The 21176-nt window shown below is 61.1% G+C and carries 28 protein-coding genes; 2 read left to right on the top strand and 26 right to left on the bottom strand.

Features of this window, described 5'->3' with window-relative positions; all coding sequences use genetic code 11:
* Window positions 1-11: 11 nt before the first annotated feature.
* The 26 genes from DM08_RS07190 to DM08_RS12560 all read right to left on the bottom strand — a co-directional run bounded on the left by DM08_RS07190 (window position 12) and on the right by DM08_RS12560 (window position 20536).
* The gene (locus DM08_RS07190; protein ID WP_051937930.1) at window positions 12-542 is read right to left on the bottom strand and encodes a hypothetical protein; all 531 of its coding nucleotides are present in this window, start codon (window positions 540-542) and stop codon (window positions 12-14) included.
* A 10-nt stretch (window positions 543-552) separates the two neighbouring features.
* A complete protein-coding gene (locus tag DM08_RS07185; RefSeq protein WP_051937928.1) occupies window positions 553-1002 on the bottom strand; it encodes a M15 family metallopeptidase in 450 nt (149 codons plus the stop codon).
* A complete protein-coding gene (locus DM08_RS07180) occupies window positions 999-1271 on the bottom strand; it encodes a hypothetical protein (RefSeq protein WP_035383978.1) in 273 nt (90 codons plus the stop codon). The genes DM08_RS07185 and DM08_RS07180 overlap by 4 nt, the downstream gene beginning before the upstream one ends.
* The gene (locus tag DM08_RS07175) at window positions 1268-1636 is read right to left on the bottom strand and encodes a hypothetical protein (RefSeq protein WP_035383977.1); all 369 of its coding nucleotides are present in this window, start codon (window positions 1634-1636) and stop codon (window positions 1268-1270) included. The genes DM08_RS07180 and DM08_RS07175 overlap by 4 nt, the downstream gene beginning before the upstream one ends.
* A gap of 10 nt (window positions 1637-1646) precedes the next feature.
* Window positions 1647-2606 (bottom strand): hypothetical protein, encoded by a 960-nt coding sequence (locus tag DM08_RS07170; RefSeq protein ID WP_035383976.1) that lies wholly within the window; start codon window positions 2604-2606, stop codon window positions 1647-1649.
* Between the two features lie 8 nt (window positions 2607-2614).
* A complete protein-coding gene (locus DM08_RS07165; protein WP_051937926.1) occupies window positions 2615-5593 on the bottom strand; it encodes a phage tail protein in 2979 nt (992 codons plus the stop codon).
* Window positions 5594-5595: 2 nt separating this feature from the next.
* A complete protein-coding gene (locus tag DM08_RS07160) occupies window positions 5596-6021 on the bottom strand; it encodes a C40 family peptidase (protein ID WP_035384060.1) in 426 nt (141 codons plus the stop codon).
* 5 nt (window positions 6022-6026) lie between these two features.
* A complete protein-coding gene (locus DM08_RS07155; protein ID WP_035383975.1) occupies window positions 6027-6881 on the bottom strand; it encodes a DUF2163 domain-containing protein in 855 nt (284 codons plus the stop codon).
* Between the two features lies 1 nt (window position 6882).
* Window positions 6883-7488: a DUF2460 domain-containing protein gene (locus DM08_RS07150; RefSeq protein WP_035383974.1), complete on the bottom strand. Its 606-nt coding sequence runs from the start codon at window positions 7486-7488 to the stop codon at window positions 6883-6885.
* 6 nt (window positions 7489-7494) lie between these two features.
* Window positions 7495-10224, bottom strand: a complete 2730-nt coding sequence (locus tag DM08_RS07145) for a hypothetical protein (protein ID WP_035383973.1) — start codon at window positions 10222-10224, stop codon at window positions 7495-7497.
* Window positions 10225-10233: 9 nt separating this feature from the next.
* Window positions 10234-10431, bottom strand: a complete 198-nt coding sequence (locus DM08_RS12275; protein ID WP_119283490.1) for a hypothetical protein — start codon at window positions 10429-10431, stop codon at window positions 10234-10236.
* A 53-nt stretch (window positions 10432-10484) separates the two neighbouring features.
* Window positions 10485-10808 (bottom strand): hypothetical protein, encoded by a 324-nt coding sequence (locus DM08_RS12270; protein ID WP_051937919.1) that lies wholly within the window; start codon window positions 10806-10808, stop codon window positions 10485-10487.
* Between the two features lie 2 nt (window positions 10809-10810).
* Window positions 10811-11536, bottom strand: a complete 726-nt coding sequence (locus DM08_RS07135; protein ID WP_035383971.1) for a hypothetical protein — start codon at window positions 11534-11536, stop codon at window positions 10811-10813.
* A 13-nt stretch (window positions 11537-11549) separates the two neighbouring features.
* Window positions 11550-11741 (bottom strand): hypothetical protein, encoded by a 192-nt coding sequence (locus tag DM08_RS07130; protein WP_035383970.1) that lies wholly within the window; start codon window positions 11739-11741, stop codon window positions 11550-11552.
* A gap of 13 nt (window positions 11742-11754) precedes the next feature.
* A complete protein-coding gene (locus DM08_RS07125; protein ID WP_035383969.1) occupies window positions 11755-12153 on the bottom strand; it encodes a tail completion protein gp17 in 399 nt (132 codons plus the stop codon).
* On the bottom strand, window positions 12150-12653 hold the full coding sequence (locus DM08_RS12265) for an HK97-gp10 family putative phage morphogenesis protein (RefSeq protein WP_051937917.1): 504 nt from the start codon (window positions 12651-12653) through the stop codon (window positions 12150-12152). The genes DM08_RS07125 and DM08_RS12265 overlap by 4 nt, the downstream gene beginning before the upstream one ends.
* On the bottom strand, window positions 12646-12978 hold the full coding sequence (locus DM08_RS07115) for a phage head closure protein (RefSeq protein ID WP_051937915.1): 333 nt from the start codon (window positions 12976-12978) through the stop codon (window positions 12646-12648). Before DM08_RS07115 ends, DM08_RS12265 begins: the two co-directional genes overlap by 8 nt.
* Before the next feature lie 9 nt (window positions 12979-12987).
* Window positions 12988-13611, bottom strand: coding sequence for a head-tail connector protein (locus tag DM08_RS07110; RefSeq protein WP_035383968.1), 624 nt, complete (start codon window positions 13609-13611; stop codon window positions 12988-12990).
* Between the two features lie 2 nt (window positions 13612-13613).
* Window positions 13614-13841 carry a hypothetical protein gene (locus DM08_RS07105; protein ID WP_035383967.1) on the bottom strand — a complete coding sequence of 76 codons (228 nt, stop codon included), beginning with the start codon at window positions 13839-13841 and terminating at the stop codon, window positions 13614-13616.
* Between the two features lie 10 nt (window positions 13842-13851).
* Window positions 13852-14301, bottom strand: coding sequence for a hypothetical protein (locus tag DM08_RS07100; RefSeq protein WP_035383966.1), 450 nt, complete (start codon window positions 14299-14301; stop codon window positions 13852-13854).
* Window positions 14302-14349: 48 nt separating this feature from the next.
* Window positions 14350-15642 (bottom strand): phage major capsid protein, encoded by a 1293-nt coding sequence (locus tag DM08_RS07095; protein WP_035383965.1) that lies wholly within the window; start codon window positions 15640-15642, stop codon window positions 14350-14352.
* A gap of 65 nt (window positions 15643-15707) precedes the next feature.
* Window positions 15708-16631 carry a S49 family peptidase gene (locus tag DM08_RS07090; RefSeq protein ID WP_035383964.1) on the bottom strand — a complete coding sequence of 308 codons (924 nt, stop codon included), beginning with the start codon at window positions 16629-16631 and terminating at the stop codon, window positions 15708-15710.
* Complete coding sequence (locus DM08_RS07085; protein WP_255358313.1) at window positions 16621-17778, bottom strand: phage portal protein; 1158 nt, start codon at window positions 17776-17778, stop codon at window positions 16621-16623. Before DM08_RS07085 ends, DM08_RS07090 begins: the two co-directional genes overlap by 11 nt.
* 114 nt (window positions 17779-17892) lie before the next feature.
* Window positions 17893-19605 (bottom strand): terminase large subunit, encoded by a 1713-nt coding sequence (locus DM08_RS07080; protein WP_035383963.1) that lies wholly within the window; start codon window positions 19603-19605, stop codon window positions 17893-17895.
* On the bottom strand, window positions 19605-20069 hold the full coding sequence (locus tag DM08_RS07075) for a phage terminase small subunit P27 family (RefSeq protein ID WP_035383962.1): 465 nt from the start codon (window positions 20067-20069) through the stop codon (window positions 19605-19607). Before DM08_RS07075 ends, DM08_RS07080 begins: the two co-directional genes overlap by 1 nt.
* A 92-nt stretch (window positions 20070-20161) precedes the next feature.
* Window positions 20162-20536 carry an HNH endonuclease gene (locus tag DM08_RS12560; RefSeq protein WP_081908815.1) on the bottom strand — a complete coding sequence of 125 codons (375 nt, stop codon included), beginning with the start codon at window positions 20534-20536 and terminating at the stop codon, window positions 20162-20164.
* A gap of 118 nt (window positions 20537-20654) precedes the next feature.
* Between DM08_RS12560 and DM08_RS07065 the strand changes: the two genes are divergently transcribed.
* Together DM08_RS07065 and DM08_RS07060 are read left to right on the top strand one after the other, a co-directional pair.
* Window positions 20655-20852 (top strand): hypothetical protein, encoded by a 198-nt coding sequence (locus DM08_RS07065; RefSeq protein WP_035383961.1) that lies wholly within the window; start codon window positions 20655-20657, stop codon window positions 20850-20852.
* 11 nt (window positions 20853-20863) lie between these two features.
* Entirely contained in the window at window positions 20864-21043 is a 180-nt protein-coding gene (locus tag DM08_RS07060; RefSeq protein WP_035383960.1) for a DUF6900 domain-containing protein, read from the top strand.
* Window positions 21044-21176: the final 133 nt, after the last annotated feature.

Raw genomic sequence — 21176 nt, 5'->3', positions numbered from 1 at the left:
CTATGTGGGGTTCATTGTTCTGTGGACAAGTGTCCAATCACCACATCCTTCCGCGCACTTCCGGCACTGGAGCCGAAGTAGTAGCCAAGCACCAATCCAAGCGCCATATCCAGCGTGCCCATTGAGCGCAGCACGATCTCGCGCATTTCTTGCGGTACGATGTGCGACAGGATGTACCACTGCACAGACAAATACCCAATGACAACCACGGCGGCGAGGATACGCGGCGTCCAAGTGTCGCCGGTCTTGATTTCCCGGTCGCGCGCATTGGCACGATCCTCGGCAGCGATCTTGGCCAGATCGACACCGATGGCTGCCATGTCCTTCTCGAACTGCTGATCGGCCTGCTTGATGGCGAGCAGGTCGGCAGGTGTCGCTTTGGCAATTGCCTCGGACACTTGCTGCTCGGTCGCGTCGGGCATGCCGAACGCCTGACCGATTGCACGTATCGCGATACCGGCCAACCCAAGTTCGGGTGCCAGTGCCTTTGCCAGACTCGGTGCGATCGTGTTCACCGCTTTTTTCCAATCAAAATCTCCCATGCTCATCTCCTCATGCCATCATCGTTTTGCCAGCCTTGAAATCCGCCAGTGTCAGCCCACCCGTGTACTGGAAGTGAGCCATCTCGCGGAAGGTAGTCCACCTCCCAGCCCATTCCAGCCCACAGACTTCGCCGATCTCCCCGAGCCGCTGCCACACGGCACGGTCAGCGCCGGTGGTGCCCCAGACAGGTTTGCCGCAACGCAGCGGCAGTACATCGAAAGCGCAGCGCCAGTTGTGCCAACTGTCTCCGGCACGAGCATTGGTCACCACCTTGCCGGGGGCCGTCCTGCCGCGCGCGTAGATCGCGTTCTGCGCATCGAAGTCACGGTAGGTGCTGGTGGCGATCACCGTGATGCCCTGCGTCCGCAATTCCGGATCGGCAGCGCACGCGGCAAAGAAGGCTTCCGCCCGTTTGCGAGCAGCTGGAGCCAGTGCATTCAAATCCCTACTGTCGATCATTTCTTCCTCGCTTCCAGAGTGGTGACACGGCGGTCCATGTCATGCATCATTTGATTGACCAGTGCCGCATCGCGCATGGCGTCATTTCGGGTATAGCGCTCGTCGCGCATCTCCTTCACCTGACCGGACAGGTTGTCCAACTTGCTCGACACGCTGGACAGCCACCAGATGCCGGTAGCGGTCTGGGTGACAATGGCCACGATCAGCGCCAGCGGGATTTCCTTGCCGACATGCCAGTGCTCGCGTTCACCAGTGGTGTTCGGATTCATTTGCTTTCTCCCTTCGGATATTTGGTTTTGATGGCGGCGCATGCCGAGATGTACGCTGCTTCCTGTGCCAGCCCAGCTTCGCGGACGACGGGATCGCTGGATGCCTTTTTCACCTGCGCATCGATGTAGTCCTGCATCGGCGGATACTCGGCGACGCGCTTGTCCCGATAGGCGATGGCATCCTGCTCGGCTTGCCAGACGGCAGTTTCGGCTTCGATGGAGTTAAGATCGGGAGTCGGATCGTGCTCATGCAGCCAGACCAGTTGCACGCCGTTCCCATCATGGAAATCCACCAGGTGGTAATCGACATCCAGCTTGTATTGCGGGAAGGCTCGCGCCATCCCGTGTGCGTTGATGTTTGCCATGTTTTGCTCCTTAACCCATGTAGACCATCTCAAGCTGGCAGCCGCCAACGCCCCAGCTATCACCCCAGAAATCTGCGTTCATCGCCACGTTCGGGTTTCCCCATAGCGCCACCGTCGTGCCCGCCGCGAGATAGCGTGTCGTCTGGCCCGATACGCTGATCTTGAGACCAGCTGCCGCAGCCCATGAGTAGCCGCAGCCAAAGTAGTGCGCGACCGCGCCGTTGAGTGCTAGTGCCACATTGAAGGCGTTGTAGGCCGCAGTCGGATTGATTGCCGTCAGTACGGCAGAGATTTCGTATTGACCGCTTTGCAGGACAGTGAAGAGGCCAGTCGCCGCGTTGTGCGAGATGAAGGCGCTGCCATTGGTGTTCACCAGCGCGGTGTTGAGGATGATCTGGCTCCATGCCGCTGCCGTCATGGTCTGCACCGCACCTGACCGGTACGCCGCATACGTGCCGCGCTTGGGCGAGGTGCCCTGCGTGTCCGAGATGAACTCGCAGTTCGTTCCGTTGCAGTAGAGCATCGAAATCTCACCCTGCGAGATCGTCTGGCCGGTGCCGAGTGCGGTTTTGACGGTCAGGGTGAATGCCCCGGAGGTGAGGTTTTCCACGGCGAATGGGGGCATGTTGTTCGGCACCACCAATATCTGGTTAGCCGTCAGTGTGCCGTTCACCTCGAAGCTCGCCGCTTCACCTTCGGCCTCGGTCAGCGTGTAGGTGCCACCGGTGAGCGTCTTGACCACATTGCCGCCGATGCCGCTCATGGCTGCGATCGGTACCCAGACGGTATTGGCGGCATCGCGCATTTTGAGCAGCCCGGTCAAGGTATCCGCCCAGAACTGGTAGGGACTGGGTGTGCCGGGCGGTGTGGCTCCGGAGAAACAGGTCTTGAGCGTATCCAGCGCGTTGTTGACGGAGGCGAGCACCTGCGCGCCCGTGCCGTCGGCAATGACGAGAGAGTTTTGAGACATGGGAACTCCTAATAGCCCTTGGCGAGCCAGTTGATGTTGCGAGCCACACCGACACCGGCATTGGTGATCTGCACCGTGAAGCCAGTCGTCGTGGGTTGAGCCGGGAACGCGATGACGTCTCCAGCCACGGGGTTGAGGATGGTGATCTGCACGTTGGGAACGATCTGGAACGGTGTGGCGAATACGACCGCCTTGCCCGCAGCGGGGACGGCAAGCGCCGTGCCGGTATCCACCCGGTCGGGCATATCGACCGAGAAGGTCATGCCAGTCAGGATGGTGGATACCGTCGGATCAGCCGAGATCAGCTTGACCCTGAAGCGGAAACGCCTGGCGATGTATTGCCCCGGCACGAACGGTCGCCAGCCTTGCCAAACGAGGTTGTTCTGGGCGGTATCGATCTCGATCGCCAGGCTCGACTTGCCCGAGAAATTACCCTGCACGCTCGCCTGCGCCGAGAACACCGGGATCGTCGACACCAGCGCAAACGGCGTATCGGATGCGGCTTGCACACCAACGGATACGTTGCAGGCTTGTGCCGTACCGATGTCGATCTCGTGCGATACCGGGATCTGGTAATAACCGCCCGTAGCAATCCCGCCGTAATACTCGACCGTGTTGGCAGCAGAGATCAGCGGAATGGCCGAGAACAGCGCCGATCCACCCAGTTTGACGGCTTGCTCGACCGGGTCGCGGAAGGCTGGCGTGGTGCAGGTGCCAGCCCAGCCGGTCGCTGCCTCATTCCAACTGGCCACCACATTCGCGGGCAGGATCGCACCGCCGATGGTGATGTCCACCGGGGTGGCCGAATAGGCCGTCACCCCTTGTGCATTGCTGTAGTGCGCCGCAACCCAATAGGTACCGTTTTGCGCGATGACGAATTCGGTCAGTGGCGTGCGTCCCAGCACGATGGCGGTCTGCCAGTTCGTGCCACGGCGAATCTCGTAATCCACCGTCCGGAAATCTGTCACCAGTTGCCACGACAGCAAGGTTTGTCCGTTGCGATAGGCATTGGACAATCCCGTCACGTTCGGTAGCGGCGACTTCAACGCTGCACCGGTCACGTTCCAGGTGATCGGCTGCACTGTATCCAGCGTCTGCTTGGCTCCCCCATAGAGGTTGAACGACAACAGCTTGAGGTAGACCGGCGTGCCAATCATGTCGGCAGTGAACGGATACTTGAAGACTGCCTTGTCCAGTCGCGCAAACAGACTGCCCTTGTTGTGCGCACCGATGGTCGTGCCATACGCCCCGCGCCGCAGATAGGTGCCGAGGGTGTATTTACCCACCCCGGTCAGCGTGGCCGACTGGAACGCCAGCAATTCGCCATCGACGTAGCAGAGCGTGTTGAGCGCATCGGCATTGGCCTGCGTGCCGCCGGTCAATTGCCCGCCGGAAATGGAAATATCCACCGCCAGACTGTGCAGCGTATCGGGATCACCGCCGGTGGCCATGGCCGCAGTCAACACGCCGTGGCGTGCTTTGCCATGCATCTCGCCCACGCGCTGGTAGGTGGCATTGTCGCGCGACACCCACACCTCATAGCCACCCCAGTTGGCACCACCCGAGGTGGCGATCCAGATTTCCAGACCGCTGCCAGCGGTGAGCAGGTCGGGCGCTTCGAAGATCACCGGCGCATTGGCGTTGCCCGGCGCTGCGTTGTAGTCGATCTGGAATCCGGTGCCACCCTGCGTGACGTATTTGGCTGCACCCGCCACACCGATCGGCAGTTCCTCGGCGATGACGGACAGCAAGCCTTCGGCATCTTCCTCGATGCTGACGATGCGCACTGGCTCGCGGTCGAGTCCCAGCGCGCTGTCGGTCAGGGTCACGATGTCCATCGGTTCCAGCAGCGCGTATTTCCACGGCAGGCGGAACTCGTAATGGTTGCGGACATACAGCCCGCGCTGCAGCATCAACTGCGCGACATGCCGTGCCACGGCGAGCGTGCAGATCTCCGGTATCTTGACCGGATTGTTCGGACGCAGGCCGTAGGCTTCGATGTTGGCCTGATCCTTGGCCTCCGCGATCTCCGGGTTGTAGTTGTTGGCCCGGCTGGAAAACTCCACCTGCATCCGGTTGAACGCATCCGATTGCGGCGTGCGCGTAACGATCACCGGATCGGAACCGGTGTCGCCGATGAAGTCGTCGTCCGTCAGGTCGTAGAGCGGAGTGAGGCTGGGCGTGAAGGTCACGCCATTGCCGGTCACCACCTCGTCGCCATAGGGGATGAATTTCAGCACGCCGTCGGAGAAGATCACCGTCGAGTTGCAGGCCTTGAGCCACTGCGTGATCCATTCGGCGGCGGATTTCTGTGCATCGACCACTGGCGACAGGAAGATGCCGTTGGCCACGCAGTAGTTGGAGAACTGCGACATGCTGCCGAGCTTCCCCGCCGGAAACAGCGCACCGTAGCTGTCGTTGGTCAGGAAATCCGCAATGAAACTGGCCGGATTGGCATCGACGATGGCAGCGGAATAACGCAGCTTGCCCGCCATTTCGTAGGACAGGTTGGGCAGATTGGCGCTGTTGCCGAGATCGAAGTTGCTGGAGCAGACATAGGCCAGGTTGGGGTAATTCAAATCCTGCCCGGCAAAGCTGGTGGTCAGGAATCCCCATGCCGCCTGACCCGGTGCACCGACGTATTGCGTCAGACGCGCCTGCGCCAGGGTCATCACGTTCTTGCCCTGCCAGATACGCTGGATGCCTGCGACCTGACCTTCGCACAGGCCGATCATCAGTCCCGTGGTGTAGGTATAGGTCGTGTTGCTGCTGGTACCGCCACCGCCGCCCTTGCCACCGGCGCTTTGCGTGGTGGTGTGCGCGATCGGCGTGAAATTACCGTACCAGATCAGGTTGCCGGAGATGCGGTTCTGACCATAGAGGATGGGGATGGGATAGCCGAAGGCCGAGGTCTGGAAGCGGATTGCACCGAGGCGTGTTTCGCTGGTGGCAATGTTCTGTCCGCCACCGCCAAATAATCCGCCCATGTTTATTCCTTGATTCGATAAAGCCTGACTGGCCGACCGGCCAGTTCTTCCTCATCCGCGCTGCCGATTACGACGCGGCCTGCCGGACGCCACGCATGGATGATGGCGGGCCAGTCGGTCACGATTGCCCCGTGGGAGAACGTCCGCCCATACCGCCAGATCGCGATGTCGCCGGGCAAGGGAGACGCCACGACAGCGCAGTAGTGCTCCAGCCAGAGCAGGAAGCGTTCTTCCTCCCGGTGCAGCATCCAGTCCATCGGGTAGTCGCCGGTATCGAACGGGTCGATCAGGCCCGCCTCGGCATACACCCCGATCAGCAACTGTGCACAGTCGACACCGGCCCCTTTGACGCGCGCCCTGTGGTGATAGGGCGTGTTGAGCCAGCCCTGTGCTGCCTCGATCACGCGGGCGCGCTGTGCGTCAGTCATGCTCATCACATCGATGTCTCGGGAACGGGGATGTATGGAAACCCCCGGAAGCGTGTCTTGTTGGCGAACTTGCCGGTGCAGGTGGCTTGTGACTTGTCACAGCCGGGCCATGCGGTGAAGGTGTCGCCGTTAGCGGGGACGTTCGGCCACGGTTGGGAGAACAAAAATGCCCCTGACGTAAAATCCCGCACCGTGCGCGTGATGCCGTTGTTGGCACCCGAGGTGAACGTCACTGTCCCCAGATCGAACCAGTTGGCCGCGTGCATCAGCGCTGACGGGAACCAGGTCCGATTGGCTCCCCCGGTTACCGAGCCGTTGACGGCATAGGCAGCGCGGCTGATGCCGCAGCCAGTGTCGTACAGGGTGTACAGACAGCCTGGCGTGTACAGGTTGCGCGGCATCCTGACGTTGAGTAGTTCCAGATCGGACTTGATCTTGATGCGCGCTTCGGTGCGGCTGACCTGGACTTCCGCCACCCGGCCATTGAACAGCGTGAGCGTTTCGGCAACGGTGCTGCCGAGGTTCATCCAGCCACGTTCGAGTTTCAGCGAGGCACCATCCAGCACACCGCGCTCGACCTGAGCTAAAAACGGCAGACCGTTCAGGAGATCGGCGGTCGAGGCAAAGATGGAAATATCCAGTGTGTCGACCTCCAGCCCTGCGATCCAGCGCACCCGGCTGCGCTTGAACTTGAGCGAGGCGCTGGCATAGACGTTGCCGCCTGCGGTCAGGTCCAGATCGAAGTCCGTGTAGCGCAGCACCTGGCCACCGATCAGCGTCAGCGTGTACAGGTCGGCCATGACATACGCATTGCCTGCGCCATTGAGCATGGCGAGCAGTGCGGGTGTGGCGGTTTTCATATCAGATGCGATTGGGGGTGAGGGAGCCGATGAACTCGACTTTCTTGGCTTCCCATAGGGAGTTCATGAACTCGTTCAATTCCATCGTGTCCTGCAGGAAGCGGCAGCGGTAGTAATAGTTGCCGGTCCAGGTCAGGGCGGCAGCATTGATGGGTGCGACGCTGAACGTCACCAGTCCTGTGGCACTGATGGTGTAGCCGGTCGCCTGTAGCACGCCATTGATATAGATCGAGGGTGCGCCGTTCAATTGGCCCACGGCTTCCAGATTGCCGCCGTAGCTGCGGACCAACTGGAATGCGGTCTGCACGCCATTGCCCGTGCCAAAGCTGTGCGCGGTGACACTGTTGTCGTTCGGATCGCGGTACAGGAACGAGTCGAACGAGCCGCGCACGTTGTTGTAGAACGCGACCAGTTGCTGCAATTCCTGATAGGCCGTGGCTTCGCGCAATACCTCATACTGCAGGCGGAAGGTGTAGAGCGGAGCCGACATCCATGCCGATCTGAACTCCTTGCCCGATACCGCTTTCTGGATACGGGTGGCCCACTGGGGCGAGCGCGCAACATTCCACGCCAGCCCCGGCAGGGTTGGAAATACCATATTGCTCATGGTCGGTCAGATCGTTTTGAAGTTTCTGGCCTGCGCGCGCAGGGAATCGGCAATCACGCTGCCGTTGTCCATCAGGAAGCGCTTCACGCCCTGCGTGTCGAAGGTCGAGAGTTGGATGTTGATCGGCTGCTGGCCACCGTTCGCCGACAAGCCACGAATGGTGTCGGCATGCTCAGCAGGCAGCACCATCTCGCGCTCGTGCAACTGCGTCATCGGGTTGAGTCCTGCCGGAATGTCGAAGCCACCGGCAGCGGACGCGATCGTATTCTTGGCTCCCAGCACCATCGCCATCACCGCCGCAAAGGCGGCAGCGGCCATCGCCCAACCTGCGAACGGAATCGAGGCCTGCGACGAGGCGGCACCCGCTGCAGCACTGGCTGCCTTGGCACCTACCTCGACGTTGGCCGTACTCACCGCGATCGACTTGGTGGCCGTGGCCGCCGAGGTTTCCAGCGTGGTGCGCATGGAGGTACCGGTGGTGGTCGCGAGCGTTTTGGCGGCCTCGTTGGCCAGCCACTGTGCGACCATCTTCACGCCCATATTCACGAACTCCATCACGATCGACTGCGCCATGTTGCGCATGGCCTGGTTGAAGGTGAGCGTGCCCTGAATCATCGCGGTGACGCTTTTTTCGAAGGCATTGGTGAAGGGCTGGAACATCTGCAACGCTTCATTCCGTTGCGCCTGCGCCAGAGCGGTCGTCGAGCGCTGCATTTCCAGATCGTGTTGCTGTTTGATCTGGGCGATGCGGTCCATGGCCTGCTGATAGGCGATGGGTTCTGCTTCCACCAGTGCGGCACGGTCTTCGGCAGCTTTGAGTTCGATCTGGTATTTGCGATTCTCCAGATCGCGCAGGGCGTTGATCTCCTCGATCGCCGAGATGTCGCCCAGTTGCTTCGACAGATTCAGACGCTCGCGCTCCATGGACAGCAGATGCAGATTCGCATTGCGTGCCGAATCCGCGCGCATCTGGGTGAGACGTTCTTCTTCCTTGGCACGCTCGAGCGCGGCACGACGCACCTCGTCCACCGCCTTGCGATACTCGCGGCTCTCCAGCCCGTACTGCTCGCCGATGCGGGTCGTGGCTTGCATGGCAACCTGAATCCGCTCGATGGAACCGGCGCGGGTGGCCTCGATCTGTCGCTTCATTTCTTCCTGCTGGCTTTGTGCTTCTTCCTTCCTTACAGCCAGCGAGGCATCCAGCATCTTGCGCTCGACCGCGATGCGTTCCTCTTTGGAGAGGTTGCGGGTTTGCAGAATGGCCTGCCAGTAGGCGCGCTCTTCGGTTTTGGAGAACTCGAAAAAGGTGTGATTGACCTCGTTCTCGCGGTCGCGTGCCTGCTTGAGTTCCATCAGTTGCGCTTCATACTCGGCAACGTGCGACTTGGGCTTCTGGCCGGACTCGGATTTGCCGCTGGACGTATTGCCGCCAGTCTTCGCTTCGGTGGGCGTGACCGGTTTGGGATCGGCATAGGCGCGGGTGACCGCGTTGTCGATGTCCTGCCGGGCTTTTTGGGCCGCATCGGTCATGCGCTTCATATTGCGCTCGACGGCTTCGGCGGCAGCGGTCGAGCCATCAAACCATGCCTGTTTGACGCCTTCCCAATCCAGTCGGAAGGCCGCCGACGCAATCTGGGCGAATTGCTTGATGCCGATCACTACCAGTTCAACAGCCAAGGCGATGGCAGCGAACGATTCCTCGAATCCGGTGCGCAGGGTGATGACGGCGATCTCGACGACCGCGCACATGTTCTTGAACAACTGCATGCCGGAAATCGAGGGACTGCCATCGCCCAGTGCGCCTTTGACGGCATCGACCACGACAGAGAACACATCGGACACCGCAGTCCAAGCCGCCTTGACCGCATCGCCGATGCTGGCCGATAGGCTGAGCCAGCTTTGCATCACGGTGCGCATGACTTCTACCGCCTGCGGCCCGACATTGGCAAACCAGTTCGCCATCTCGGTCAGCTTGGGCAGCATGGCATCCCCGATCGTCTTGCGCACGGCGGATACCACATCACCGACGTCGTTCATCGCGGCGCGGTAGCGGGCGGTGGCTTCGACGTTTTCTGCGCCGACCATCAGGCCCAGCTCGCGCGCCTTGGCGCGGGAGGCTTCCATCAAGTCGGTGTTGAGCTTCAGGATGCCGGACACTTCGCCCCAGGCTTTGCCGTACACCTTCATGCCTTCGATATTGCGGTCAGTACCTTCGCGGAATCCGAGCAGGCGCTGGTTGACCTCCAGCATGATGTCCAGGCTGTTGCGGTAGTGGCCGTTCTGGTCGCGGGTGGCGACACCCAACTCCTTGAACGCGCCCTCGTTGCCGATCAACTGCTTGGTCAGCGCCTTGTTGGCGGCCAGCATGGTGTCCGACGACTGGTAGATGTCGCCCAGCGCCACATTCAGCACGGATGCCTCGGTCGCAGAAATGCCGAGGGACTTGCCCAGCGCATTGGCTTCCTTGGTCATGTTGACTGTTTCCTCGACCGCACTCTTGAAGGCAGCGCCTCCGGCGAGTGCAGTCGTGACGGCGGCAATCGCCACATTCACCTTGCCGAACGCCGCCGTGACACCGCCCATGCCGGACTGGATGCCTTCCTGCATGCTGGCCACCGAACGCTGGATGTCACCCATCGTCTTGTTGACCTCGGCGCGCGCGGCACCCAGATCGGCAGACAGACGGGCGATATTCGCCGCCATCTCGATTTCGAGTGTGCCGATGGTGGTGGACATGAGAGTTCTCTAGCTGAGGGTGCCGCCAGCGGCGGTGAAGAGTTGCACGAATTCCTGCAGGTCGTCGTCGGTGTTGGCCGCTTCCGGCTTGGCTTGGGTGGTGTTACGAATGACCGGTTTGATGCCCAGATAGCTCTGCACCATGAGGTGCAGCGGCGGATGCCTGTCCCAGTAGCGGCTCATCGCGGCAAACCGGATCAGGTCCATTTCCCGGTCGATGGTGTCCCACGACCAGCCGGTGCACATGGCGATATGGGCGGTCAGTTCGTCCCAGTCGATGGGCTCACTGCCGCCGGAGCTTCCCCCGGTGCACGATCCTCGAAGCCGCTGGCATTCATGACCGCCGAGAAGGCGATACCGATGTTGGCGATGTCGAGCAGTTTGCCAAGTTCCGCCTCGGTCAGTTCCGGATAGTTGCGCTGCAATGCCTGCAGGATGATGGAGCCCATGACATCGAAGTCGGGCGTCCATGTACCTTGCTGAATTTGTGCGAACTCCACCTTGAATTGCTTGAAGGTGGCCCAGTTGACGGGAGGAGCGACGAACTCGCGTCCGGACAGGGTGATGGTTTTTCCGTTGATCATGATTAATCCGCCACAGAGAAGATGCCAAGGGAGCCGGTGGTATCCGCCATCGCCGTGAAATCCAGTTCCGGGATGGTGTAGTCCTCCAGCTTGGTTGCCAGCGCCAGTTTCGACGAGGTGCAGGCGTTGAGTTTCAGGGTATTGGTCTTGCCGCCGACCTGGGCGGTGAACACGCCCATGAAGGTCGGGGTGTTGCCCATCAGCGCATTGCCCAGCGTGATCTTGCTGCCGCCGGTGGTGGCGTTGTACAGATAGTCGATCAGCACCTGCTTGGTGTTGTCGGCGGTGTTGAAGGTGTACACGCCGGTACCCGATACGCTGTACTGACCGGCAGCGGGGGCGCTCGCTACCTTGGTGAGCGGCAAGCCGGTTGCGGCATACACCACGCCCAGATCGGTGTCGAAGTTGGCGGCATTGGCAACCGTGACGGTAGCCGTGGTGACCGTGCCGACTTCGTTGACTGCCGACAGGAGCAGGCCGGTGGCCGACGTGCCACTAAAAAATAGGTCATTCAACGCGCGCCCGGAAAGCTCGGCGAACTTCGCCTTGCCGGTCAGCTTGCCCGAGCCGCGCCGCACATCCAGCGGAAACTGGTTCTGCCCGCGCAGTTCCTTCAGCGTGAAGGAGAAGTCGAACGATACGTCCTGCAATTTGCCGAGCTTGATCGGCGTGGAGTTGGCATTGGTGTTGATCCCGTACAGGAATCCGCTGCCGAAGGTCAGACTCATGATGTCTCCTCAGTTAAACGATGGGGGTAGTAGTTGCGGGTTGCAGGCGCGACTTGAGGTCGTCGCAGGCTTCCCGCAGCCGGTTGTAGTTCTCGGTTTCGCGCAGCAGCGGCAGGCTTGCCAGCAAGTCGGCAAACCAGATTTCAATTTCTGCGGACGAGTCGATCGGTGCCGCAGGCGCTGCGGCAGGGGCAGTTTTGGCCATGGGGTTACTCCGGTTAGCGCAGGTAGCGCAAAATGAAATCGATGGGTTTGGTGTAAATGTCGACCAGCGGGTCGTAGCTGTCAGGGCCTGAGATGTCGGCCAGATTCGCCATGACCGACACGCCGCCGATCACGCCGGACTGCACATGACAGGCGGCGCGCACGGCATCCCGCAACGCGACAGCTTCTTCCGCCGTGCGCGCCAGACAATTGACCTGGATGCGCGCGGTAGAAAGTTCGCTGCCCATGCCCGGAAAGGCAGGCTGGTCATGCCGGTTGCTGATCAGTTCAAACACCACAGCAGGCAGCGGATCGGCCTCCGGTCTGGCATCCAGATAGATGCGCGTGCCGGTGAGTGCGACCAGTTCAGCCGATGCCTCCAGCAAGGTCTTAATGACGGTTTCCGCTTTCATTTGAGCTTGGCGATCTCATCTGGCAGCCGGTTGCGTGCATAGTCAGCCATGGTTTCCACGGCATCCTGCGCCTTGGCATCCAAGGCTGGCCGCATGAAGGGTTTCTTCTTCGCACCGGGGTGCTGGACGGCCTCGCGTGGATCGCCGCCCACCGACAGGCTCTTGCGATTTTTCGGCTTGATCAGGTGGCGCGCAGTGCCGAACTCCACCATCCCGGCATAGAACACCTCGTTTTTGCCGCCTGCCTTGATGGTGGCCGTGACGCGGCCCTTCGAGGACTTGGCCGACACCCGGATCGAGTCGCGCAGTGCGCCGGGCTGTTCTCCACGGCGGAGACTGCCGGACACGCCGCCCACGGGGCAGAGACGCTTGGCCTCGTTGGCGATCACGCGGGCACCGGCGCGCACGCCGCCCCGGACCACGTTGGCCTCGATGCGTGCGGGCAACTCGTCGAGCAGCTTCTGCAATGCATCCAGCCCCTTGATCGGGATGTCACTCATCGATTTCCAGACAATACAGTTCAAGGGTTTCGTGGCGTTCGATACGGCGCAGCCACTCGATGCGCAGCTTGATGCCGTTGCCGAGCAACACGCGATGGTCGGCTTTGATGTCAGCCCGATAACGGATGGTCACGACGCGAGTGGCGGCACTGCCGACCGCCTTGGCATTGAAGATTTCGCGACCGGACAGATCGCGCACCTCGGCCCAGACCGTGGCCAGATTGCTCCACACCTCGTGATGTCCGCCGAGCGCACCGCGTGCAGCAGTCTTTTGCTGCAGGGTGATGCGACGGTCGAGGCGGCCTGCCGATACACGGGTGGTCATGGGAAATTCCTAAATCGTGACGACCCGGTACGGATCAAGCAGCCCATCGACGAACGGCAGCGGGTCGATGCGTCCGGCAGGCAACACGCTGAACTCTTCGCGGTGCTGATACAGGGAACCGACGCGCATCAGCATCCAGCGCTTGATGCCGGAGGGCACCTGGTCGGCGCTGGCATAGCCCGCATCGAACAGCACCTCCACACTGCCGATCTGCGGCAACACCGGCGGCCAGACCTTGCCGAAGGCCGGGGTGATGCGCGCAGGCTCGGAGCTGAGGTCGGCGACATAATCTGCAGCAGGCATTTCCTGCCAGACGCTGCTCATATCGCGGTAGCGAATGGAGACGATCTGCTGAACCGGCGATTTGTGGATCAGGATCGCGTGTCCCGGCAGGGAGAATCCCACTCCTGCCGGTACACCCATCAGCGACGGCCCCGGAAAACAATCCAGCACCAGTTTCCAGCGCGCGGGCATCAGTTGCCGGGCCGTGACTGTCTCGGCATGCAGGCGTGCCGCCGAGATCAGTGCGCCGATCAAGGGGTCATCCTCGACGGCATCGACCCGCAGATGCAGCTTGGCTTCGTCCAGCGTGACCGGTTCAGCCGCAGGCTGGTTGACGATCACAAGCGGCATGGTCAGGCAGCCGTAGCATCAGCAGGCGGGCCGGCGGTATCCGTCACAACCTGATCGGCGGCAGGTGCGGTTTCGTCGGCCACCTCTATTGCTTCGGCGATACCTGCCGCCACGAGACGTTCGGTTTCCTCGGAGGGCTCGTAATGCTCGCCCGCGCGGTACTTGGGATAGCTGTTGCCGCCACCATCGACGGCGTTGAAGCTCTGCGAGAGCAGAATGCGTTTGGCCATGATTGACTCCTTAAACGATCTGCGCGACAGCAGCTTGGTTGAAGGCAGAAGCATCGGCAAAGCGCGGGTTGAATCCGATCACCTGCGCGGCCACAAGGCTGGCGGCGACACCAACCGTGATCGACAGGCGAACGAAGCCGTAGCCGTTGGCGCTGTCCAGATCTTCCGGGCGCAGGTTGATCAGCGCCTGCTTGGCCGAGCCACCACCAACTTGCGTAATCTGGGTGATGGCGCGACCGGTGACATCCTTGACGCCGGTGCCTGCAGCATCGAGCGCTTGCTGGAATTTGGCGTCCAGCGTGGCACTGGCACCGAGCGCACCGGTTTCGATCAGTGCCAGAATTGCATGGAAGTTGCCGACCGGAATCCAGCCGGTGGCGACAGTACCTGCCGCCTGACTGACCGGATCGAGCGAGGCCAGAATGGATACGAGTTCACTGCATTTTGCGTTTGGGAGCATGGTGGAATCCTCAAAAAATAAAGGCGGGGTTGTCCCCGCCTTGGTTGGTTAGCGTGCGGCCAGCTGGATGAACGGCGACAGCTTGCTGCTGCCCTTGGCCGGGTCGATCGCGTTGGCGATCTTGGACTGGCCGTCCATGCGGAAGGTGGTGCGGAACGCGGTGAGGTCGGCATCGAAATACAGATGCATCGAGGTCGCGGTCTGCAGGCCACCGGCCTTGGTGATGGACTGGTAGTACGACAGATCCACCAGCAGCACATCGCCTTGGCTGGAGAACGTGTTGGCGTGCTGCGACACGATCACCGGACGGCCCAGCAGGGTGCCGTAGGGCGAGACCTGAATGCCGCCCACCGTCAATCCATTCGGCAGGTAGATCGGGTAGTTGCCCAGACTCAGGGTGAACAGCGCAGGCAGCACATCGTTGTTGATGATCCATACCGCATTGGCAAAACTGCCGGGCGGCAGGCGGGCAATCATCTTGGCCAGATTCTGCGGTTGCAGGGTTTGTGTGGCTTGGCCAGATTCCTTGGCGACCGTCACCACGGCGTTGCCGGTCATGCAGCCGACCGGGATACCGTTGCCTGCGCCGAACAGGATGGACTCGTTGGTTTTCCAGCGAATCGAGGTGGCGATCTTGTCCGGCAGATAGCTGGTCAGCGCATTGGCATCATCCAGCAGCTCGTCGGTGGTCGGCACCAGCGCCATCAACTTCTTCAGTCGCAGCGAGGCCAGACCGAGCACCGGCTTGGTGGCGTTGGCGGCAGCGGCTTCACCTTGCCAGTAGGCGCGGATGCCGTTGGTGCCCCATGGGGTGGTTTCGTCCTTGGGGAAAGCCATGGTGTTGCCGGTAATCTCGACGTTGTCGGTCAGCGGCAGTAGGGAATCCTCGCCCAGACTGAGGCGGAAGATTTCGCGCGAGAATTCGGGCGGCACGAGGAAGCCACCATCCTGACCGGCGGACTCGTTGCCGAAACTGGTGGGAGCGGCAGCACCGATCATCAGGCGATCATCAATGCCCTTGCCGGGCTGTTGCGCCTGATAGACCGCCTGCATGAAATCACCAATGGCATTGAAGCCATGCTTGGGATCGTCCGCGCGGTTGTCGGTCAGGACAATGCCGAGCGCCTGGCTGGCAGACAGGCGCGCTTCCTCGGCGATCAGTGCGGCTTCGCGGTCGATTGCGCCGGAGGCGGCGTCGATCTTGGTACGCAAGGCATCGAAGGCGGCGACCTCGGCATCGGTCATGTCACGGGATTCGCTTGCCGCCAGATCGGTAAGTTGACGGGCTTCTTTGACGAGTGCCGCCTTCTTCGACTGCAACTCACGTAGTTGTTTGCTCATGTTTCGGTTCTCCAAATGAAAAAACCGCCACGAGGGCGGTTTGGGGTTGCGGTACGACAGGGGGACTACAGGATTTCGAGTTCTCGCCGGGCGAGTGCCAGACGGTTGGCTTTAGGTTTCGACGCTTTCAGATCGCGCTGCATTTTTCTTACGACATCGCTGAAAGTGGCGACGCCATCGACCATGTTCTGTGCAAGTGCTGCATCGGCACCCAGCACACGGCCTTCGCCCATGCCGCTGCGCACCTGCGAGATTGGTACATTGCGACCTTTGGCGACGGCCTTGGTGAAGGCGGCGTAGTAATCATCCACACGGGATTGCATGAACGACTGTGCATCGGAATCCAGCGGCGCATAGGGATTGCCTTCGACCTTGTACTTGCCTGCTGAAATCAGCGTAGGCTTCACGCCGTCACGCGCGAGCGCTTCCGAATAGTCGAAGTGCGCTTGCCACACGCCGATGCTGCCGACTTCGCCGCCGGGCGTGACATACATCTCCGAACAGGATGCGCCGATCCAGTACGCGGCAGAAGCCGCGAGACTGTTGGCGATGGCAACCACTGGTTTCTGGGAGCGAGCCGCGATGATCTCGTCAGCCAGTTCGGCCACGCCATAGACGCTGCCGCCGGGACTGTCGATGTCGATCAGGATGCCGCCCACGGCGGGATCGGCAATCGCTTCGCGCAAAGCCGAGGCAAACCGCTGAGTGCTGACACTGCCCGGACCGGACACATCGTCGACCTGGTTGCCGCGCTGGGTGACCACACCGTAGAGCGGCAGCACGGCGATGCCGTTGCCAGACGAGCCTGCCAGTTGCTCGCGGCGAGCCGATCGGGCGGCCTTGTCGGCTTCGATCTGCTGCATGGTTTCGGCGGAAGCCATATCCCCGCGCGACCAGCGGGTGAGCACGGCAGCCACGGCATTTAGCCGTTCCGGCATCATGGCCCAAGGGGTCGCCAGAAACTCGGCGATCAGGAGTTCACGTTTCATCTTCGGGTTCTTTCGGTTCTGGAGTGGGAGGTTCTTCTGCCGGTTCGTCACAGGCTTCCTCTGCATCCGATTCTTCGGTCATGTTGAGCGGACGTAGCGGCTCATCGAGTCCTTCGAGCGGGTTCAGGTTTTCTGCGAGGCGCGCTTCGTTGCGTGTCAGCCAGCCGTTCTGGATGCCGCTCTGGTAGTAACCGGCGCGGCTCGCTGCATCACCGCGCATCAGGTTGGCAAAGTCGAACTCGACTTCCAGCCCGTCGTCATTCGGCAGCAGTTCCGCTTCGATGCTGGCCTCCCAGCGCTCGGCCCATGGCGTCATGGTGTGCATGACGAACTCCAGACTCTGCTGCTCGATGTTCGAGAAGGTCGCCCGATCCAGATCGCCGATCATGTGCGGCGGCACCCGGAACAACCGCGCGATGTCGGTGATCTGGAATTTGCGCAGTTCGAGGAACTGGGCGTCCCGGTTGGTGACGCCGACCTCGTGGAATTTCATGCCGTTTTCGAGGACCAGCACCTTGCCGCGATTGGCACCTGACTGTGCCTGCTGGTACGACTCGCGGAACACCTTCTTGGCTTCGGCATCCTTGAACGAGCCGGGAAACTCGATCCAGCCGCCAGTCGGTTTCGCATCGTTGGCGAAAAATCGCGCCCCATAATCCTGCGCTGCCAGTGCCATGCCGACACTTTCGCGGGCGATCTCGATCGGACTCATGCCGAGCAGGCCATCCGAGGAAAGACCACGCAGATGCCAGACCTCGCCGCGCGGCAGCACCGTTTCGCGGCCATCACGGTCGGTAATCCGGTAGCGGAATTCGCCACTGGGCAACAACTCGATGCGGATGCGATCCGGATGGATCGGCACCAGTTCGGTGATCTCGCCCGAGGCGTTGCTGACGATGCGGTTATACGCATTGCCGCGCAGTGCCAAGTGCCCCTGCATCATCTCGCGCCACTCGAACGGATTCTGAAACCGGTTTGGACGGCGGGCAAACAAGCGATACAGCCAGTGGTTGGTTACCCGCACCTTGCCGCCGGATGCATCCGTGCGGTACAGCACGAAGGGGAGTGATGCCATGGTTTCCGACAGGGTGCGCACGCAGGCATAGACTGCTGTGAGGCGCATCGCTGAGTCCGCCGACACCCGCATGCCGGTGCCTGCCCTCATACCCACCGGCTCAAACCAGAAGTCACCCCATGGGCTGCGGTCGGAACTGGAGGCCCGGAAGCGGCTGAAAAAATCAAACAGTCCCAAGGTATCGCCCTATAGCAGCATCAGTTCGTAATCGGCATCCAGCACCACGGCCTCGCCCGGCAAAATGCTGCGCGAGATCGCCATGATCAGTGCCACGATCCCGTCGATCTTGTTCTCTGGTCGTTCTTTGCGTGGATAGATGTTGTCCTTGGCATCCAGATGTGCCACTACGTTGGAGGCCATCCAGGTCAGCACCGGATCGTTGTCGTGGATCAACTTTTTCTGGAGCACCAGTGCCTCGACGGTTTTCATTGGTTCCGAGAAATTCAGCACCGTGGGGCGTACCTCGATCATCGGCAGGCCTTCTTCCAGCATCCGCGTGGATAGTTGCGTGGCCTGGAACGGGTCGAACGCCACAGCCTGTATCTCGAAGCGGCTGGCAAAATCGATGAGGTCGGCTTCGATCCAGCCGAAGTCGATCACGTTGCCGGGTGTCACCGTCAGGCGACCGGCGCGCATCCAGCCGCTGTACTGGCTGTTGCTGGACCCATTCACTGTGTCTTCCGGCAGGTAGTAGCGTCCGAACACAGCATAGCCACCGGCGATTTCCGGATGCCGGAACACCAGCACCATGGCCGCGATGTCGGTCTTGCTGGCCAGGTCGAGGCCGATCCAGCAGGGCTGTCCGGCAAAGTCATCCAGATCGAGACTCGCATCAGAGCAGGCATCCCATGCCCGCATGTCCATCCACGCCGTGTCGGCGTTGACCCATTCGTTGAGATGCTTGGTCTTGAAGTTGTTGGTGGCACTCGGCATCTGCATGGCCTTGGCCTGCAGCGGCAGCAGCACTTCCGGCTGCACCGAGATGCCCCAGTTGGGGTTGGCCTTGATCAGTGCCGAGTCGCTGGTCCAGTCGTCACCATCGTCCAGCCCGTAGATGATGCCGAACTGGCTGTCGTCCTCGAACACGCCATCCAGCATGCGCGTGACGAAGGTGCGCACCTCGTAACAGATGCCTGCGCGGTTGCTGCCTGCTGTGGTGATCACCCAGAGCAGCGAGTTGTTGCGCTTGCCGGTGCCGGTTTCCACCACGTCGTAGACGGTGCGCGTCTTGTGCGCATGCAACTCGTCCACGCAACCGAAGTGAATGTTCAAACCATCGAGGGTGGAACCTTCAGCCGACAGTGCCTCGAACTTCGAGCCGCTGGTCAGCACATGCATGTTATGTGCACCGACGTTCACACCAAAGCGGCTGCGGAATCCGGCTGACTTGCGCGCCATGGTCTGGGCATCGCCGAACACGATGCGCGCCTGATCACGGGTGGTGGCCAGTGAATACACCTCGGCACCGCCTTCGCGGTCAGCGGCCAGCATGTACAGCGCGACTGCCGAGGACAGCGTGGATTTGGCATTGCCGCGCGGCACCTCGATATACGAACGGCGAAAGCGCCGTTTGCCATCCGGTTTCACCCAGCCAAACACCGTGGTCAGGATGAATGCCTGCCACGGTTCCAGCTTGATCGGCTCACCGGCCAGCGGCCCCTTGACGTGCGGCAGCCGTTCGATGAAGGCGCACAGGTTGTCTGCCGGATGGAACTGGCGACCGTTCTTGTCCAGCAGCTTGGGGTTGAACTGGTACGGGCTGCTTTTACCCTTGAACCGGGCCAGATTATTCAGTTGTCGCTGGCAGGCCAGTTGCACCCAGCGGCAGGCAGGGAGGTCGCCAGCCACCACCGCCTCGGCATAGTGCCGGGCGAGTGTTGTGTATTTGGATACAGCCATCAGCCTGCAATCTCATCCCAAGGGTCATCTTTACTGGCCGGATCGGTCGGCACCGACACGCGCGAACGCGAGGCGGGCGTGAATCCCATCTCGGATTCGTAGCCTTTCATTTCCAGCGCCAGATCGCGGATCACATCCATCAGTGGCGAGCGCCGCAGAATGCCGCTGGGTGTCTTGACCAGCATGCCGGACACGCCGGTCTGGTTGATCTTGGCCAGCGCCTCGCGGTACATGCCGCAGCAGTTTGCCCAGCGTTCCAGCACTGCACCGTCGAGTGCCGACAGCAATCCCGGCGGGGAATGCTCGACGGCATAGCGCCACGCTTCCTTTGCGCTCTCGCTCATGTATTCCGGCGGATCGCACAACACGCTGGTCGGTTTCGGCTCGCGCGTGTTGGTGCGGCACTTCTGCAAGGTTCCCTTGACCTGCTTGACGCGGGTTGGAAGGGGTTTACGTCCGGCCATGTTTTCTGGAAAAAAAGTTTTTCATTTTGCACGCGCAAAAATTTGGGCAGGCGTCCGGTCCCCTGTGTTCGAGTCGTAGAGATTTCACCCCCCTAGGGGGGCATACGCCGCCTCGATTGCCACTCGCCCGTGGTTTTACTGTTGTGACAGGGGATGCACAGTGCTTGCAGGTTGCGCCAGTCCAGACGCTCGCCACCCGACTTGATCGGAGTGATGTGGTCCACGACACGTGCTGCAACCGTCAGCCCCTTGGCCTCGCAGGCACAGCACAACGGGTGTGCCCGGAGGAACGCTTCACGGGTGTGCTGCCACGCTGCCGATTTGTAGAACGCGCGCTCGGGTTCGTGTCGGCGTGTCCGGTCGTAGTCACGGTGTACAGCCACACGGTGTAGATCGCAGTAACCGGGCGTGGCCAGCACCACCGCGCAGCCGGGGTGACGGCAGGGCGTGGGGGCTTTGCGAGGCATTTCAAACAATCAATAGCGGCTTAAAAAGGATGCGGAATCTTTCTGCAGAAACGAGTTGATTTACTTCAAAAACGAAGCGTTCATGTCACCGTCATCAACAACAACGCAGGAGCAAAACATGAGCTACACCACCAACGAATTCACGGTCGACGAAGTCGGTTTTATCCAGATCGCGCTGACCAAGGTACTGGCCGCAGCAGCACGCGGCGAGTTGGATCTCAACAGGCTGGCCCGCGAAGAACTCGCCGCGCGCGGTTTGGACCAAAACGGGGTTTGGGTCGGGTTCGACAAGGCCGCAAAAATCCACAACGTTTAAGGAGCAACAACATGAAAGCCCAAGCCCTCAACCAGATTCTCGAAACCATCGCCAAGCAGCACCTCTTTGTAGAACCCCTCGAACCCCGCCACAGCGACCGACTGGATTTCCACGACGTGTCGGTGTGGGGCATCAAGGCAGCCCTCGAAGCCGCCTACCTCGCAGGCCAGCAATCCCAACAAACCAAGTAACCCAAGGAGATCAAAATGACTGACATCAAACTCACCGATACCCAGCGCCAAATCATCGAGCACGCCGTGCAACACACCGGAGGCAAAATCGAGTGGTTCCCCGATAACGTCAAGGGCGGCGCACGAAGTAAGG

It is taken from the genome of Ferriphaselus sp. R-1, assembly GCF_000746095.1.
Classification (GTDB): Bacteria; Pseudomonadota; Gammaproteobacteria; order Burkholderiales; family Gallionellaceae; genus Ferriphaselus.
The sequence above is the reverse complement of the archived record's forward strand: the minus strand, read 5'-3'. Positions and strand labels throughout refer to the sequence as shown.

Coding starts and splice junctions, on each gene's coding strand:
- DM08_RS07090 (WP_035383964.1), bottom strand. CDS start 16,631: ATGAAACGTGAACTCCTGATCGCCGAGTTTCTGGCGACCCCTTGGGCC.
- DM08_RS12265 (WP_051937917.1), bottom strand. CDS start 12,653: ATGAGTGACATCCCGATCAAGGGGCTGGATGCATTGCAGAAGCTGCTC.
- DM08_RS07180 (WP_035383978.1), bottom strand. CDS start 1,271: ATGAATCCGAACACCACTGGTGAACGCGAGCACTGGCATGTCGGCAAG.
- DM08_RS12275 (WP_119283490.1), bottom strand. CDS start 10,431: ATGGACCTGATCCGGTTTGCCGCGATGAGCCGCTACTGGGACAGGCAT.
- DM08_RS07085 (WP_255358313.1), bottom strand. CDS start 17,778: ATGCGGGTGTCGGCGGACTCAGCGATGCGCCTCACAGCAGTCTATGCC.
- DM08_RS12270 (WP_051937919.1), bottom strand. CDS start 10,808: ATGATCAACGGAAAAACCATCACCCTGTCCGGACGCGAGTTCGTCGCT.
- DM08_RS12560 (WP_081908815.1), bottom strand. CDS start 20,536: ATGCCTCGCAAAGCCCCCACGCCCTGCCGTCACCCCGGCTGCGCGGTG.
- DM08_RS07105 (WP_035383967.1), bottom strand. CDS start 13,841: ATGGCCAAACGCATTCTGCTCTCGCAGAGCTTCAACGCCGTCGATGGT.
- DM08_RS07115 (WP_051937915.1), bottom strand. CDS start 12,978: ATGACCACCCGTGTATCGGCAGGCCGCCTCGACCGTCGCATCACCCTG.
- DM08_RS07080 (WP_035383963.1), bottom strand. CDS start 19,605: ATGGCTGTATCCAAATACACAACACTCGCCCGGCACTATGCCGAGGCG.
- DM08_RS07135 (WP_035383971.1), bottom strand. CDS start 11,536: ATGAGTCTGACCTTCGGCAGCGGATTCCTGTACGGGATCAACACCAAT.
- DM08_RS07065 (WP_035383961.1), top strand. CDS start 20,655: ATGAGCTACACCACCAACGAATTCACGGTCGACGAAGTCGGTTTTATC.
- DM08_RS07075 (WP_035383962.1), bottom strand. CDS start 20,069: ATGGCCGGACGTAAACCCCTTCCAACCCGCGTCAAGCAGGTCAAGGGA.
- DM08_RS07190 (WP_051937930.1), bottom strand. CDS start 542: ATGGGAGATTTTGATTGGAAAAAAGCGGTGAACACGATCGCACCGAGT.
- DM08_RS07125 (WP_035383969.1), bottom strand. CDS start 12,153: ATGAAAGCGGAAACCGTCATTAAGACCTTGCTGGAGGCATCGGCTGAA.
- DM08_RS07170 (WP_035383976.1), bottom strand. CDS start 2,606: ATGTCTCAAAACTCTCTCGTCATTGCCGACGGCACGGGCGCGCAGGTG.
- DM08_RS07145 (WP_035383973.1), bottom strand. CDS start 10,224: ATGTCCACCACCATCGGCACACTCGAAATCGAGATGGCGGCGAATATC.
- DM08_RS07100 (WP_035383966.1), bottom strand. CDS start 14,301: ATGCTCCCAAACGCAAAATGCAGTGAACTCGTATCCATTCTGGCCTCG.
- DM08_RS07155 (WP_035383975.1), bottom strand. CDS start 6,881: ATGAAAACCGCCACACCCGCACTGCTCGCCATGCTCAATGGCGCAGGC.
- DM08_RS07160 (WP_035384060.1), bottom strand. CDS start 6,021: ATGACTGACGCACAGCGCGCCCGCGTGATCGAGGCAGCACAGGGCTGG.
- DM08_RS07130 (WP_035383970.1), bottom strand. CDS start 11,741: ATGGCCAAAACTGCCCCTGCCGCAGCGCCTGCGGCACCGATCGACTCG.
- DM08_RS07060 (WP_035383960.1), top strand. CDS start 20,864: ATGAAAGCCCAAGCCCTCAACCAGATTCTCGAAACCATCGCCAAGCAG.
- DM08_RS07175 (WP_035383977.1), bottom strand. CDS start 1,636: ATGGCAAACATCAACGCACACGGGATGGCGCGAGCCTTCCCGCAATAC.
- DM08_RS07095 (WP_035383965.1), bottom strand. CDS start 15,642: ATGAGCAAACAACTACGTGAGTTGCAGTCGAAGAAGGCGGCACTCGTC.
- DM08_RS07185 (WP_051937928.1), bottom strand. CDS start 1,002: ATGATCGACAGTAGGGATTTGAATGCACTGGCTCCAGCTGCTCGCAAA.
- DM08_RS07110 (WP_035383968.1), bottom strand. CDS start 13,611: ATGCCGCTTGTGATCGTCAACCAGCCTGCGGCTGAACCGGTCACGCTG.
- DM08_RS07165 (WP_051937926.1), bottom strand. CDS start 5,593: ATGGGCGGATTATTTGGCGGTGGCGGACAGAACATTGCCACCAGCGAA.
- DM08_RS07150 (WP_035383974.1), bottom strand. CDS start 7,488: ATGAGCAATATGGTATTTCCAACCCTGCCGGGGCTGGCGTGGAATGTT.